The organism is Kineococcus arenarius subsp. arenarius (assembly GCF_050871845.1).
In the GTDB taxonomy this organism is placed as follows: Bacteria; Actinomycetota; Actinomycetes; order Actinomycetales; family Kineococcaceae; genus Kineococcus.
Genome location: NZ_JBJLSE010000013.1, coordinates 40,356 through 53,534 on the forward strand (window position 1 = coordinate 40,356; position 13,179 = coordinate 53,534).

Here is a 13,179-nt window from a genome sequence, read left to right on the forward strand (position 1 = left end):
GGGAGGTTTCCATGTGTGTCTCGCGGCACCACCGCTTCGTGCCCCTTTTGCGGGCACCGGGACCGTCGCCCGGACGAGGACCACCTTAGGACGGGAACACGCTCGCCGGAAGCCCGTCCGGGGCGGTCGTGGCGGTCACGCGATCCCACCGGGTCGAGGGTTCGGCGCGAAGACCTTGCCCGGGTTCAGGATGCCTGCCGGGTCGAAGACCGCCTTGATCCGCCGCTGCAGGTCGAGCTGGTCCTCCCCCAGCTCATCACCCAGCCACCGGCGCTTGAGCACGCCGATGCCGTGTTCCCCGGACAGGGTCCCCCCCACCTCCAGCGCGAACTCGAACAGCTCCCCGGCCGCCCGCCAGACCACCTCGGGCACCCCCTCGCCCTGGAAGGCGAAGGTGGGGTGCAGGTTGCCGTCCCCGGCGTGGCAGGCGGTCGGGATGACGAGGTCGTAGCGCTCCTCCAGCTCGCGCACCCGCGCGAACACCGCGCTCATCGCCTCCAGCGGGACGGCGACGTCCTCCACCAGCACCGTCCCCAGGGTCTCGATGGCCGGGAACGCCTGCCGCCGCACGGCCATCAGGCGGGCACCCTCGTCGGGGTCCGTCGTGAGCTCCGCGTCACCACCGGCGGCGGTGGCGAGGGCCAGCACCGCCTCCCCCTCCTCGAGGGCAGCGGCGCCGTCGGTCTGCACCAGCAGCAGCGCGTCGCCCCGGGACAGCAGGTCGGTGCCGCTGTACCGGCTGATGCACTCCAGCGTGCGGCGGTCCATCAGCTCCATGACCGCGGGTGTCCACCCGGCCGCCACGACGCTCGCGGCGGCTCCCGCGGCGCGCTCGACGGAGGGGAAGGACGCGCTGATCGTGGCGACCGCGCCCCGCACGAGCGGGCGCAGCTTCAGGGTGCACTCGACGATCACCCCGAGCGTGCCCTCCGAGCCGACCACCAGCGCGCACAGGTCCAGGCCGGTGACCCCCTTGACGGTGTCGTGACCGACGCCGATGAGCCGGCCGTCGGCCAGCACGACCTTCAGCGACAGCACGGCGTCACGGGTCACGCCGTACTTGGCGCACAGCAGACCTCCGGCGTCGGTGGCGATGTTGCCGCCGACGGTCGAGATCTCCCGGCTGGCCGGGTCGGGGGCCCACCACAACCCCTGACCGGCGAGCCGGCGGTTCAGCTCGGCGTTGAGGATGCCCGGTTCCACCACCGCGAGGCGGTTCTGCGGAGAGACCTGGAGCACCCGGTCCATGGCACGGGTGGACAGCACCACCTCACCGGGTCCGGCGATCCCGCCACCGACCAGGCCGCTGCCGGCCCCACGGGTCACGATCGGCACGCCGTGTGCGCTGGCCGCGCGGCAGGTCTCCTGGACGTCGGCGATCGAGCGCGCTTCGACGACGCACAGCGGGACGCCACCGCTGACCTGACCGGAGCGGTCCCGGCGGTACTGCTCGAGCTCCGCCGGGCACGTTCGCACCCGGCCGGGCAGGCGCTCGAGCAGGTCCGCGACGACCCCCGTGGTGGCCGTCGGCACGCCGTCGGCGTCGACGCTCATCCCGGTCCTCCCTGTCGGTCCGTGCACGGTGGGGTGCGGATCAGGCGTGACGCACTCCGTAGATCGGGTTCTTCGCCTGCTCCTCCTCGTTCTCCGGCCCCAGGTCGATGCCCCGGCGGTCCCGGATCAGCAGGGTGGCGGCGAACGCCACGAGGGTCAGCCCGACGAGGTACCAGCCGACGGAGTACACCGTCCCCGTCTCCTGGACCAGCGCGGTCGCGATGGTCGGCGCGAACGCGCCGCCGAGGATCGCCCCCAGCGCGTAGGAGATCGACACCCCCGAGTAGCGGATGGAGGCGGGGAACAGCTCGGAGAAGAACGCCGACTGCGGGCCGTACGTCAGCCCGGTACCGATGCTGAAGATGCCCAGGCCCAGCGCCAGGTACAGGACGTCGCCGGTGTTGACCAGGGCGAGCATCGGGAAGACCGCCGCCAGCTGGCAGACCCAGCCGACGATGTACGTGTTGCGCCGGCCGATGCGGTCGGAGACGACCCCGGCCGTCCACGTCGAGGCCAGCCACACCACGGCGGAGAACAGCACGGCGAGCAGGACGGAGGTGCGGTCCATGCCGAGCGGGCCGTCGGGGTTCGTGGAGTAGTTCTGGATGAACCCACCGGTGGTCATGTACCCGGCAGCGTTGTTGCCCGCGAAGGTCAGCGCGGCGAGCAGGACGAGCAGGGCGTGCTTGTGGAACAGCCGCACCAGGGGCACACGGGTCCTGGCGCCGCGGACCGCGATCTCGCGGAAGACGGGGCTCTCCTCGACACCGCGGCGGATGACGATGCCCACGACCAGCAGCACGACGCTGAGGAGGAACGGCACCCGCCAGCCCCACTCGACGAACGCCTCGCCCCGGGCGAAGACCCCGCTCATGAGGGCGAGGGCGCCCGAGGCCAGCAGCATGCCCAGCGGCACCCCGATCTGCGGGAAGGCGCCGAACTTGCCGCGCTTGTCGGCGGGCGCGTTCTCGACCGCCATCAGCACGGCTCCACCCCACTCGCCCCCGGCCGACAGCCCCTGCAGGATGCGCAGCACGACGAGCAGGACCGGGGCGACGACACCGGCCTGGGCGTAGGTCGGCAGCAGGCCGATGAGCGTCGTGGACCCGCCCATGAGCAGCAGCGTGAGCACGAGCATCCGCTTGCGGCCGATCTTGTCCCCGAAGTGCCCGGCCAGCGCCGCACCGAGCGGGCGGAACAGGAAGCTGAGCCCGACGGTGGCGAACGAGAGCAGGATCGCGATCGATCCGCCGGCCGGCTCGAAGAAGTTCTGCGCGAACACCAGGCCGGCGGCGTTGGCGTAGATGAAGAAGTCGTACCACTCGACGGTCGTGCCGACGACGGTCGCGGTGGCGACCCGGCGCCGCTCGGCCGCCAGCGCGGCCTCCGGTGTTCTGGATGTGAGGGCGGACACTGATGACTCCTTCGTCACGGTGGGGACCTGCGGCTCGTGCCCACCCCGGCGGGCGGGCACGAGCCGATCACAGCGGGAAACCGACGTACTTGGTCTCCAGGTACTCCTCGATGCCCTCGGAACCGCCCTCACGGCCGAACCCGGAGGCCTTGACGCCGCCGAACGGGGCGGCGGCGTTGGAGATGACCCCGGCGTTGAGGCCCACCATGCCGGTGTCCAACGCCTCGGCCACCCGCATGCCGCGGGAGAAGCCCTCGGTGAAGACGTAGCCGACCAGACCGTACTCGGTGTCGTTGGCCAGGGCCACACCCTCCTCCTCGGTGTCGAAGGTGACCACGGGCGCGACCGGGCCGAAGGTCTCCTCCGTCAGCAGCCGCGCACCGGCCGGGACCCCCGTGACGACGGTGGGGGCGTAGAAGTAACCGGCCTCCCCCACTCCCTCGCCGCCGGTGAGCACCTCGGCGCCCGCGCTCACCGCCTCGCTGACGCGGGTGGCGACGTCCTGGCGGGCGCGCGCGTCGATGAGGGGGCCGACCTGCACGCCCTCCTCGGTGCCGCGGCCGACGCGCAGCGCGCCCATCCGCTCGGCCAGCCGCCGCGAGAACTCCTCCGCGACGCCGCGCTGGGCGTAGAAGCGGTTCGCGGCCGTGCACGCCTCGCCCATGTTGCGCATCTTCGCGGCCATCGCACCCTCGACCGCCGCGTCCAGGTCGGCGTCGTCGAAGACGAGGAAGGGGGCGTTGCCGCCCAGCTCCATGGAGGTGCGCAGCAGGCGCTCCGCCGACTGGCGCACCAGCGCCTGCCCGACCGGTGTGGAACCGGTGAACGTCAGCTTGCGCAGCCGCGGATCGGCGATGAGCGGGGCCATCACCTGGCTGGTGCGCGAGGTGGTGACCACGTTGAGGACCCCGTCGGGCACACCGGCTTCCTGGAGGACCCGTGCCAGGGCCAGCATCGTCAGCGGCGTCTGGGTGGCCGGCTTGACGACGACGGTGCAGCCGGCGGCCAGGGCCGGGCCGATCTTGCGGGTGCCCATCGCCAGCGGGAAGTTCCACGGCGTGATCGCCAGGCAGGGGCCCACCGGCTGCTTCATCGTCAGCATCCGCGAGCCGCCGGCCGGGTTCTGGGCGTAGCGCCCCGAGATGCGCGAGGCCTCCTCGGAGAACCAGCGCAGGAACTCCGCGCCGTAGGCGACCTCGCCGCGGGCCTCGGCCAGCGGCTTGCCCATCTCCAGCGTCATCAGCAGCGCGAAGTCCTCCGCGCGCTCGGTGACCGCGTCGAAGGCGCGGCGCAGGACCTCCGCGCGCTGCCGGGGCGGGGTGCGCGCCCAGTCGTGCTGGGCGGCCACCGCGGCGTCGAGGGCGGCGACGCCGTCCTCGACCGAGGCGTCGGCGATGCCGGTCAGCACCTGCCCGGTGGCCGGGTCCTCCACGGTCAGCGTGCCGGCCCCGCCGTCGCGCCAGGTGCCCCCGATGAACAGCTGCGTCGGCACGTCCCGCAGCAGCTGCTGCTCGCGCTCGGCGCCGCCTCCCGCGGCGTTGCCCGCACCGCTGGTCGCGCCGCCCGTCGTCGTGCTCGTCATGCGTCCTCCTCCTCGCCCGCTGCGCCGCGCATCAGACCTGGTGACCGACCTTGAAGCCCTGCTCCACCTCGTCCTTGCGGGTGTAGGAGAAGCCGTCCGCGCCGATCGTCACGTCGGCCTCGCGGTCGTCCTGGCGCTCGACGACCTCGCGGGGGTTGCCGTCGAGGTCCAGCACCGTCGAGGCGTTGCTGTACCAGGACGGGACGACGGGGTTGCCCCACCAGTCGCGACGCTGGTTGTCGTGCACGTCCCAGGTGACGACCGGGTTGTCCGGGTCACCGGTGTAGTAGTCGTGCGTGTAGATCTCGATGCGGTGCCCGTCCGGGTCGAGCAGGTACAGGTAGAACGCGTTCGAGACGCCGTGCCGGCCCGGGCCGCGCTCGATCTGGTCGGAGCGGCGGACCGCGCCGAGGTGGTCGCACAGGTGCAGGATCTGGCTGCGCTCGTGGGTGGCGAACGCGATGTGGTGCATCCTCGGGCCGTCGCCACCGGTGAGCGCCACGTCGTGCACGGTGGGCTTGCGGTACATCCAGGCCGCGTAGACGGTGCCCTCCTCGTCCTCGATGTCCTCCGACACCTTGAAGCCGAGGCCCTCGTAGTACTCCCGCGCGGCGGGGACGTCCGGGGTGACGACGTTGAAGTGGTCCAGGCGGGAGATCGCACCGGCACCGTGGAGGTCGTAGCGCTGGGTGAAGCGCTCGACGTGCTCGGCGTCGTGGAAGAACTCGACCGGGAAGCCCAGGGGGTCCTCGATCTGCACGGCCTCGCCGATCCCCCTGGTGGTGCCGGCCGGCACGCGGCGGACCGGCACCTCCAGGGCGCGGTAGTAGTCCTCCGCCAGGTCGAGGTCCTGCGGCGTGCGCACCCGGTAGGCCAGCTTCGCGCACGCCGCGACGGGCCCCTTGCGGATCACGAGGGAGTGGTGCAGGTACTCCTCGAAGGCCCGCAGGTACAGGGCGTCCTCGGTCTCGGCGGTCACCACGAGCCCGAGCAGCTCGGTGTAGAACCACCTGGAGCGCTCGAGGTCGGTGACGACCAGTTCGGCGTATGCGCAGCGGATGACGTCGGGCGGGGTGGGCAGGGCGTCGTTCACGGGTTTCTCCTCGTCGAGAAGGGGGTCTCAGTAGTCGATCTCGCTGGCGGCGCGGGCGCCGAAGCGGGTGGTGTGCACGTCGCCCAGGGTGATGTGGACGGCCTGCTGCTCGGTGTAGAAGTCGATGGAGCGGTAACCGCCCTCGTGGCCGAGGCCGGAGGCCTTCACCCCGCCGAAGGGGCTGCGCAGGTCGCGCACGTTGTGCGAGTTCAGCCACACCATGCCGGCCTCGATGGAGTGCGCGACGCGGTGCCCGCGCTGCAGGTCCGAGGTCCACACGTACCCGGCCAGGCCGTACTTGACGTCGTTGGCCAGGCGGATCGCGTCGGCCTCGTCCTCGAAGGGCGTGATCGCCACGACCGGGCCGAAGATCTCCTCCTGGAAGATGCGGGCCGTGGAGGGGACGTCGGCGAACACGGTGGGCGCCAGGTAGTTGCCGACCGGCAGGTGCTCGGGACGGCCGCCGCCGGCGACGAGGCGGCCCTCCGTCTTGCCGACCTCGACGTACCCCAGGACGCGCTCGTAGTGCTCCGGGTGCACCAGCGCCCCGACCTCGGTGGCCGGGTCGTGCGGGTTCCCGACGACGATGTTCTTCGCCCGGGCGGCGTAGCGCTCCACGAACTCGTCGTAGACGCTGCGCTCGACCAGGATGCGCGAGCCGGCGGTGCACCGCTCGCCGTTGAGGGAGAAGACCCCGAACAGCGTGGAGTCCAGCGCCGCCTCGAGGTCGGCGTCGGCGAAGACGACCGCCGGGGACTTGCCGCCCAGTTCCATCGACATGCCCTTGAGGTGGGCCGCGGAGTTGCGGAAGATCAGCTGCCCGGTGGTGGTCTCGCCGGTGAAGGAGATCAGTCGGGTTCCCGGGTGCTTGACGAGCGCGTCGCCGGCCTCCTCGCCGATGCCGTTGACGAGGTTGAACACGCCCTCGGGCAGTCCGGCCTCGGTGAAGATCTGCGCCCACAGGCTCGCCGACAGCGGGGTGAACTCCGCGGGCTTGAGGACCACGGTGCACCCCGAGGCGATGGAGGGGGCCAGCTTCCAGCTCTCCAGCATGAACGGGGTGTTCCACGGCGTGATGAGGCCGGCGACGCCGACCGGCTTGCGGTTGACGTAGTTGACCTGCTTGCCGGGCACCTTGTAGGCGTCGTCGGTCTGGGCGACGATCAGGTCCGCGAAGAAGCGGAAGTTCTCCGCCGCGCGCTGGGCCTGCCCGAGGGCCTGGGTGATGGGCAGGCCGGTGTCGAAGGTCTCCAGCTCCGCCAGGCGGGCGTCGGACGCCTCGACGAGGTCGGCGATCCTGTTGAGGACCCGGGCGCGGGCGCGGGGGGCCATCGTCGGCCAGGGGCCGTCCTCGAAGGCGCGACCGGCCGCCTGCACGGCGGCGTCGACGTCGGCGGCCTGCCCCGCGGAGGCGGTGGCGTAGTTCTCGTTGGAGACGGGGTCGAGCACGTCGAAGGTCTCGCCGCCGACGGAGTCGCGCAGCTCGCCGCCGATGAAGTGCTGCAGGTGGGTGGGCAGCCCGTCGGGCACGTGTCGGGTGGTCGCCTGGCTCGCGGTGTCCGTGGTCACGGTTTCCTCCTGGTCGTCGTCGGGGAGCGTCGGGGGTGGTGGGTCAGCCGCGCGGGCGGACCTCTGAGGGGTGGGCGGCCTCGTGGGCGAGCACCGCTGCGAGGGTGGCCGCGCGGTGCGAGCGGGTGGCCTGCTCGACGGCGGCGGGATCGGCTCCGGAGGCGATGAGCTCGATGAGCTCGTCGTGCTCGGTGACGGACTGGTGGGTGCGCTCGGGGACCATCGAGAACACGCTGGTCCGCAGCGTGCTGAGCCGGCTCCACCCGCGGTCCACGAGGTCGAGCAGGTGCGGGTTGGGGCAGGGCGCGGCCAGCGTGCGGTGCAGGCGCTGGTTGAGCTGGCTGAAGCGCTGCGTGTCGAACCCCCCGCGAGGCAGTTCGCGCAGCTCGGCGCGCATGAGCTCGTTGAGCCGGCGCACCTCCTGCAGGTCGGCGGCGGTCAGCAGGGGCACGGCCTGGCCGACGGCCGCCCCCTCGACGACGGCCAGGGTCTCCATCGTCCAGCGGTACTCCACGGGGTCCAGGCCGCGGACGGTGGCGCCGACGTTGCGCTCGAACTCGACGAGGTCCTCCGCCTCCAGGCGCCGGACGGCTTCCCGGACCGGGACCGTGGAGGAACCCAGCTCCTTGGCCAGCGAACCCAGCACGAGGCGGTACCCGGGCGTGTACTCCCCCGAGAGGATCCGGTCGCGGATCAGCCCGTAGGCCGCCTCGACCTTGGACGTGCTGGTCCCGGCCGCGGGTCCAGGGTTCATCAGCGCCGCCTCCACGTCGTCGTCAGGGCACCTGGCGTATCAACATCGTATATCTTAATGTACATCGCAAGACCGTCAAGGGTGCGCAGCGGTGTCCCGCTCCACGTGCGGCACGATCGCGTGCACCCCCGGACACGAACGTCAGGAGAGCGTCGACGATGACCCGCCCCGACCACGACCCGCGCTTCGCCGCCCTTCCCGCCGGTCGCCCCGGCAAGGTGGTGGCCGTCCACCTCAGCTACGCCTCCCGCGCCGACCAGCGCGGCCGGCGGCCCGCCGCCCCCTCGTACTTCCTCAAGCCCTCCAGCTCGCTGGCCGCCGGCGGCGGCACGGTCGAGCGCCCGGCGGGCACGGAACTGCTGGCCTTCGAGGGCGAGATCGCGCTGGTCATCGGCGAACCCGCGCGCCGGGTCCCGGTGGAGCGGGCCTGGCAGCACGTCTCGCACGTCACCGCCGCCAACGACCTGGGCCTGTACGACCTGCGCAGGAACGACAAGGGGTCCAACGTCCGCTCCAAGGGCGGCGACGGGTTCACCCCCCTGGGGCCGCGGCTCATCGACGCCTCCGACCTCGACCCCGCGGCCATCCGGGTCCGCACGTGGGTGAACGGCACCCTGGCGCAGGAGGACACCAGCGCAGCCGTGCTCTTCCCGCTGCCGCAGATCGTCGCCGACCTCTCCCAGCACTTCACGCTGGAGACCGGCGACGTGGTCCTGACCGGGACGCCCGCCGGTTCCAGCGTCGTCGTCCCCGGTGACGTCGTCGAGGTCGAGGTCGACGTCGTGAGCGGTGCGCGTGCCGGCGCCACCTCCGGCCGGCTGGTGACCACCGTGGTCCAGGGCGAGCACGCCTTCGACGCCGGCCTCGGCTCGCTGCCCGCCGTCGACGACCAGCAGCGCGAGGAGGCCTGGGGTTCGCGCGAGGCCGCCGGCCTGGAACCCGCCGCCTCCCCCGGGCTCGGCGACGACCTGCGCGCCAAGCTGGAGCGGGCCCCGGTGGCCGCCCTGTCGGCGCAGCTGCGCAAGCGGGGCCTGAACAACGTGAGCATCGACGGCGTGCGCCCGAACCACCCGGAGCGCAAGCTCGTCGGCACGGCGAAGACGCTGCGGTTCGTGCCGAACCGCGAGGACCTCTTCGCCTCGCACGGCGGTGGCTTCAACGCCCAGAAGCGGGCCTTCGACGCCGTCGAGCCCGGCGAGGTCCTCGTCATCGAGGCCCGCGGCGAGTCCGGCTCGGGAACCCTCGGCGACATCCTCGCCATCCGGGCCAACGCCCGGGGGGCGGCGGGCATCGTGACCGACGGCGGTGTGCGCGACGCCGACGCCGTGGCCGCCGTGGGCCTTCCCGTCTACTCCCGCGGAGCCCACCCCGCCGTCCTGGGCCGCAAGCACGTCCCGTGGGACGTCGACGTCACCATCGCCTGCGGCGGGGCCGCGGTGCAGCCCGGGGACGTCATCGTCGGCGACTCCGACGGGGTCGTCGTCGTCCCCCGCGACCTCGCCGAGGAGGTCGTCGACGCCGCTCTCGCGCAGGAGGAGGAGGACGCCTGGGTCGCCGAGCAGGTCGCGGCGGGCCACCCCGTGGACGGGCTGTTCCCCATGAACGCGCAGTGGCGGCAGAAGTACGCCGAGCGCGACGACGCCCGCTGAGCCCACCCCACCGGAGGAGACCACCGATGTTGTCCCCTGAGACGATCACAGCGATCGCGGACGAGCTGGCCGCCGCCGAACGCGATCGCACGACGGTGCCCCTGCTCACCGCCCGCCACCCCGGCATGGACGTCGAGGACTCCTACGCCGTGCAGAACGAGTGGCGCCGCCGCGGCACCGCGGCGGGCCGGCGACCCGTCGGCCGGAAGATCGGCCTGACCTCGAAGGTCATGCAGGTGGCCACCGGCATCACCGAACCCGACTACGGCGCGATCTTCGCCGACATGGTGTTCGAGAACGGCAGCACGATCGAGCACGCCCGCTTCTCCAACGTCCGCATCGAGGTCGAGCTCGCGTTCGTCCTGCGCGAACCGCTCGCCGGTCCCCACGTCTCGATCTTCGACGTGCTGCGGGCCACCGAGTACGTCGTCCCGGCGCTGGAGATCCTCTCCTCGAGGATCGAGATGCAGGGCCGGACGATCGTCGACACCATCAGCGACAACGCCGCCATGGGTGCGATGGTCGTCGGGGGCAACCCGGTGCGCGTCGACGAGGTCGACCTGCGGTGGGTCGCGGCGCTGCTCTACCGCAACGAGACCATCGAGGAGTCGGGTGTCGCGGCGGCCGTCCTCAACCACCCCGCCAGCGGTGTGGCGTGGCTGGCGCAGAAGCTGGCCCAGCACGACGACCACCTCGCGGCCGGGGAGATCGTCCTGGCCGGGTCGTTCACCCGGCCGATGTGGGTGCACCCCGGGGACACCGTCCTCGCCGACTACGGAAGGCTGGGGACGATCTCGTGCCGCTTCGCCTGAACCCGACCCTGCGGGACCGCCTGGGCGCCACCGACCGGGCGCTGTTCGGCGGCTGGGTCTGCTCCGGCTCCCCCGTCATGGCCGAGATCATGGCCGGCTCCGGCCTGGACTGGGTCCTCATCGACATGGAGCACGCCCCGAACGGGCTGGAGTCCACCCTGGCCCAGCTCCACGCGGTCTCGGGCTACCCCGTGACACCCGTCGTGCGGGTGCCCGCCGCGGACGACGTCCTGCTCAAGCAGGTGCTGGACCTGGGGGCCCAGACCGTCCTGGTCCCCATGGTCTCCACCGCCGAGCAGGCCCGCGCCGTGGTCGCGGCCACGCAGTACCCGCCCGCCGGGCGCCGGGGCGTCGGCAGCGCGCTGGCCCGCTCGGCTCGGTGGAACCGGGTGGACGGCTACCTGCCGAACGCGGCGGAGCACGTCTCCGTCGTCGTGCAGGTCGAGACCGCCGAGGCCGTCGAGAACGCCGGGGAGATCGCCGCGACACCCGGTGTCGACGGCGTGTTCGTCGGCCCGAGCGACCTCGCGGCGTCCATGGGCCTGCTGGGCGCGCAGACGCACCCGGACGTGGTGGCCGCCGTGCACCGCGCCCTGGAGGCGGTGCTCGCCGCCGGCAAACCGGTGGGGGTCAACGCCTTCGACCCCGCGGTCGCCCGCGCCTACGCCGACGCCGGAGCGCGCTTCGTGCTGGTGGGCGCCGACGTCGCGCTGGTGGCCAGGGCCTCGGAGAAGCTCGCGGCCGAGTTCGTCCCCGCGCCGGGGGACGAGGCCGAGCGGCCCTCGTACTGACGTCCCGCTCGGAGGTGGTCCGCAGGGGTCCGGTGCGCGCCGGGGCGCACCGGGCCCCCTCAGGAGTACAGCGCCTCGACGTCCGCGGCGAACAGGCGCAGCACCTCGTGGCGCCGCATCTTCAGGCTGGGGGTCAGGCAGTCGTTCTCGACGGTGAAGTCGCCCTCCAGCACGCCGAACCGGCGGATCGACTCCGCCCGGCTGACCAGGCCGTTGGCGTGGTCGACCGCCGACTGCAGCTCGGCGCGCACGGCCGGGTCGTCCTTGGCCGCCAGGACGTCCAGACCCTCCCGGCCGTGCAGCTGGCCCCAGGCCGCCACCGCCGCCTCGTCCAGGGTGAGCAGGCAGGTGACGTAGGGGCGCTCGTCGCCGACCACGACGCACTGCGAGATCAGCGGGTGGGCGCGCAGCCGGTCCTCCAGCGGGGCCGGGGCGACGTTCTTCCCGGCGGCGGTGACGATGATCTCCTTGGCGCGCCCGGTGATGGTGAGGTTCCCCGCAGCGTCGAGGGAGCCGAGGTCGCCGGTGCGGAACCAGCCGTCGCGGAACGCCTCCGCCGTCTCCTCCGGGCGGTTCAGGTACTCCTTGAACACCCCGATCCCGCGGCAGAGGATCTCCCCGTCCTCGGCGATCGCCACCTCCGTGCCCGGCAGCGGCAGGCCCACGGTGCCGATCCGCTGGTCGCCGGGGCGGTTCACGCAGGCCGGCGCCGCCGTCTCCGTCAGCCCCCAGCCCTCGAACACCGTGAGGCCGGCGCCGCGGAAGAAGTGCCCCAGGTACTCCCCCAGCGACGCCCCGCCGGAGACCGCGCGGGTGAGCCGGCCGCCCAGGGTGGTGCGCAGCTTGGCGTACACGAGGCGGTCGAAGAGGGCGTGCCGCGCCCGCAGCGCGCGGCCGGGACCACCGGTGTCCAGGGCCCGCGAGTACGCCACGGCCGTCTCCTCGGCCCGGGCGAACAGGGCCGCGCGCAGCTTCCCGCCGGTGGCCGCCTTGTGCTGGGCGGCGGCGTGGACCTTCTGGAACACGCGCGGCACCGCCAGCACGAAGGAGGGCCGGAAGCTCTGCAGGTCGGAGACCAGTTCCCTGGTGTCGGGCGCGAAACCCATCCGCACCCGCGCCGACAGGCACAGCACCTCCACGAACCGCGCCAGCACGTGCGCCAGCGGGATGAACAGCAGGGTCGAGGCCCCCGGCTCGTCGAGCATGTCCGGCATCACCGCGTGGGCGTTGCGGACCAGGTCGACGAAGTTCGCGTGGGTGAGCACGCACCCCTTCGGCCGGCCCGTGGAACCGGACGTGTAGACGATCGTCGCCGTGGCCGAGGGACCGGCGCTGGTGCGGGCCGCCTCCAGCGCGTCGTCGCCCACCTCGCGGCCGGCGAGCGCCAGCGCCTCCAGCGCACCCTCCTCCAGGGTCCACCACTCGCGCAGGGTGGGGACCTGCTCGCGCACCCCCGCCAGGACGCCGGCGTGCTCCGCGGTCTCCACCACGCACACCACCGCGCCGGAGTCGGACAGGATCCATGCGACCTGCTCGGGCGAGGACGTGTCGTACACCGGCACGCTGACCGCGCCGGCGAACCAGCACGCCGCGTCCACGACGGTCCACTCGTAGCGGGTGCGCGCCATCAGCCCCACCCGGTCGCCCGGGCGGACCCCTGCCGCCAGCAACCCCTTGGCCACCGACCGCACCGTGGCGGCGAACTGCGCGGTGGTGACGTCGACCCAGGCGCCGGTGCCGTCCCTGCGGCTGAAGCACACCGCCCGGGGGTCGTCCCGCTCCCAGTCCAGGACCAGGTCGCTGAGGTTGCCGTCCGTGGCCGGCGGCACCTGCGCGGGCTGGCTGGAGGTGGCCAGCAGCCCGGCCGGCCGCCGCTCACCCCCCGGCGCACCGGCGGGGGTCGTCGCGGAACTGCTCGGCGTCGTCGTCGACACCTCTGCAGACGTCATCGGCTGCTCCTC

Annotated in this window: 10 protein-coding genes; 3 read left to right on the forward strand and 7 right to left on the reverse strand. The window is 72.9% G+C overall.

Annotated features, from left to right (window positions below; all coding sequences use genetic code 11):
- Positions 1 to 135 precede the first annotated feature (135 nt).
- From ACRYM0_RS05520 to ACRYM0_RS05545, 6 genes are all read right to left on the reverse strand, one after another.
- Complete coding sequence (locus tag ACRYM0_RS05520; RefSeq protein WP_432502876.1) at positions 136 to 1,554, reverse strand: FAD-binding oxidoreductase; 1,419 nt, start codon at positions 1,552 to 1,554, stop codon at positions 136 to 138.
- Positions 1,555 to 1,594: 40 nt separating this feature from the next.
- The gene (locus tag ACRYM0_RS05525; RefSeq protein WP_432502878.1) at positions 1,595 to 2,968 is read right to left on the reverse strand and encodes an MFS transporter; all 1,374 of its coding nucleotides are present in this window, start codon (positions 2,966 to 2,968) and stop codon (positions 1,595 to 1,597) included.
- 67 nt (positions 2,969 to 3,035) lie between these two features.
- On the reverse strand, positions 3,036 to 4,550 hold the full coding sequence (locus ACRYM0_RS05530; RefSeq protein WP_432502880.1) for an NAD-dependent succinate-semialdehyde dehydrogenase: 1,515 nt from the start codon (positions 4,548 to 4,550) through the stop codon (positions 3,036 to 3,038).
- A gap of 31 nt (positions 4,551 to 4,581) precedes the next feature.
- Positions 4,582 to 5,643 (reverse strand): 3,4-dihydroxyphenylacetate 2,3-dioxygenase, encoded by a 1,062-nt coding sequence (gene hpaD / locus ACRYM0_RS05535; RefSeq protein WP_432502883.1) that lies wholly within the window; start codon positions 5,641 to 5,643, stop codon positions 4,582 to 4,584.
- Positions 5,644 to 5,670: 27 nt separating this feature from the next.
- Positions 5,671 to 7,212, reverse strand: coding sequence for a 5-carboxymethyl-2-hydroxymuconate semialdehyde dehydrogenase (hpaE, locus tag ACRYM0_RS05540; RefSeq protein ID WP_432502885.1), 1,542 nt, complete (start codon positions 7,210 to 7,212; stop codon positions 5,671 to 5,673).
- 43 nt (positions 7,213 to 7,255) lie between these two features.
- Positions 7,256 to 7,966: a GntR family transcriptional regulator gene (locus tag ACRYM0_RS05545; RefSeq protein WP_432502887.1), complete on the reverse strand. Its 711-nt coding sequence runs from the start codon at positions 7,964 to 7,966 to the stop codon at positions 7,256 to 7,258.
- Between the two features lie 158 nt (positions 7,967 to 8,124).
- Here ACRYM0_RS05545 and ACRYM0_RS05550 point away from each other — a divergent pair, with 158 nt between their 5' ends.
- From ACRYM0_RS05550 to ACRYM0_RS05560, 3 genes are read left to right on the forward strand one after another with little or no spacing between them, the layout of a single operon-like run.
- Positions 8,125 to 9,615: a fumarylacetoacetate hydrolase family protein gene (locus ACRYM0_RS05550; RefSeq protein ID WP_432502890.1), complete on the forward strand. Its 1,491-nt coding sequence runs from the start codon at positions 8,125 to 8,127 to the stop codon at positions 9,613 to 9,615.
- Between the two features lie 26 nt (positions 9,616 to 9,641).
- On the forward strand, positions 9,642 to 10,427 hold the full coding sequence (gene hpaH / locus ACRYM0_RS05555) for a 2-oxo-hept-4-ene-1,7-dioate hydratase (protein WP_432502892.1): 786 nt from the start codon (positions 9,642 to 9,644) through the stop codon (positions 10,425 to 10,427).
- A complete protein-coding gene (locus tag ACRYM0_RS05560; RefSeq protein ID WP_432502894.1) occupies positions 10,412 to 11,218 on the forward strand; it encodes an HpcH/HpaI aldolase family protein in 807 nt (268 codons plus the stop codon). The genes hpaH and ACRYM0_RS05560 overlap by 16 nt, the downstream gene beginning before the upstream one ends.
- 59 nt (positions 11,219 to 11,277) lie before the next feature.
- On the opposite strand, the gene ACRYM0_RS05565 is transcribed toward ACRYM0_RS05560, so the two are convergent.
- Positions 11,278 to 13,167 (reverse strand): AMP-dependent synthetase/ligase, encoded by a 1,890-nt coding sequence (locus tag ACRYM0_RS05565; protein WP_432502896.1) that lies wholly within the window; start codon positions 13,165 to 13,167, stop codon positions 11,278 to 11,280.
- Positions 13,168 to 13,179 lie beyond the last annotated feature (12 nt).

Excerpts from the sequence above, each read along its gene's own strand:
- ACRYM0_RS05565 (WP_432502896.1), bottom strand. The coding sequence starts at position 13,167 with ATGACGTCTGCAGAGGTGTCGACGACGACGCCGAGCAGTTCCGCGACG.
- ACRYM0_RS05530 (WP_432502880.1), bottom strand. The coding sequence starts at position 4,550 with ATGACGAGCACGACGACGGGCGGCGCGACCAGCGGTGCGGGCAACGCC.
- ACRYM0_RS05550 (WP_432502890.1), top strand. The coding sequence starts at position 8,125 with ATGACCCGCCCCGACCACGACCCGCGCTTCGCCGCCCTTCCCGCCGGT.
- hpaH (WP_432502892.1), top strand. The coding sequence starts at position 9,642 with ATGTTGTCCCCTGAGACGATCACAGCGATCGCGGACGAGCTGGCCGCC.
- ACRYM0_RS05520 (WP_432502876.1), bottom strand. The coding sequence starts at position 1,554 with ATGAGCGTCGACGCCGACGGCGTGCCGACGGCCACCACGGGGGTCGTC.
- ACRYM0_RS05545 (WP_432502887.1), bottom strand. The coding sequence starts at position 7,966 with ATGAACCCTGGACCCGCGGCCGGGACCAGCACGTCCAAGGTCGAGGCG.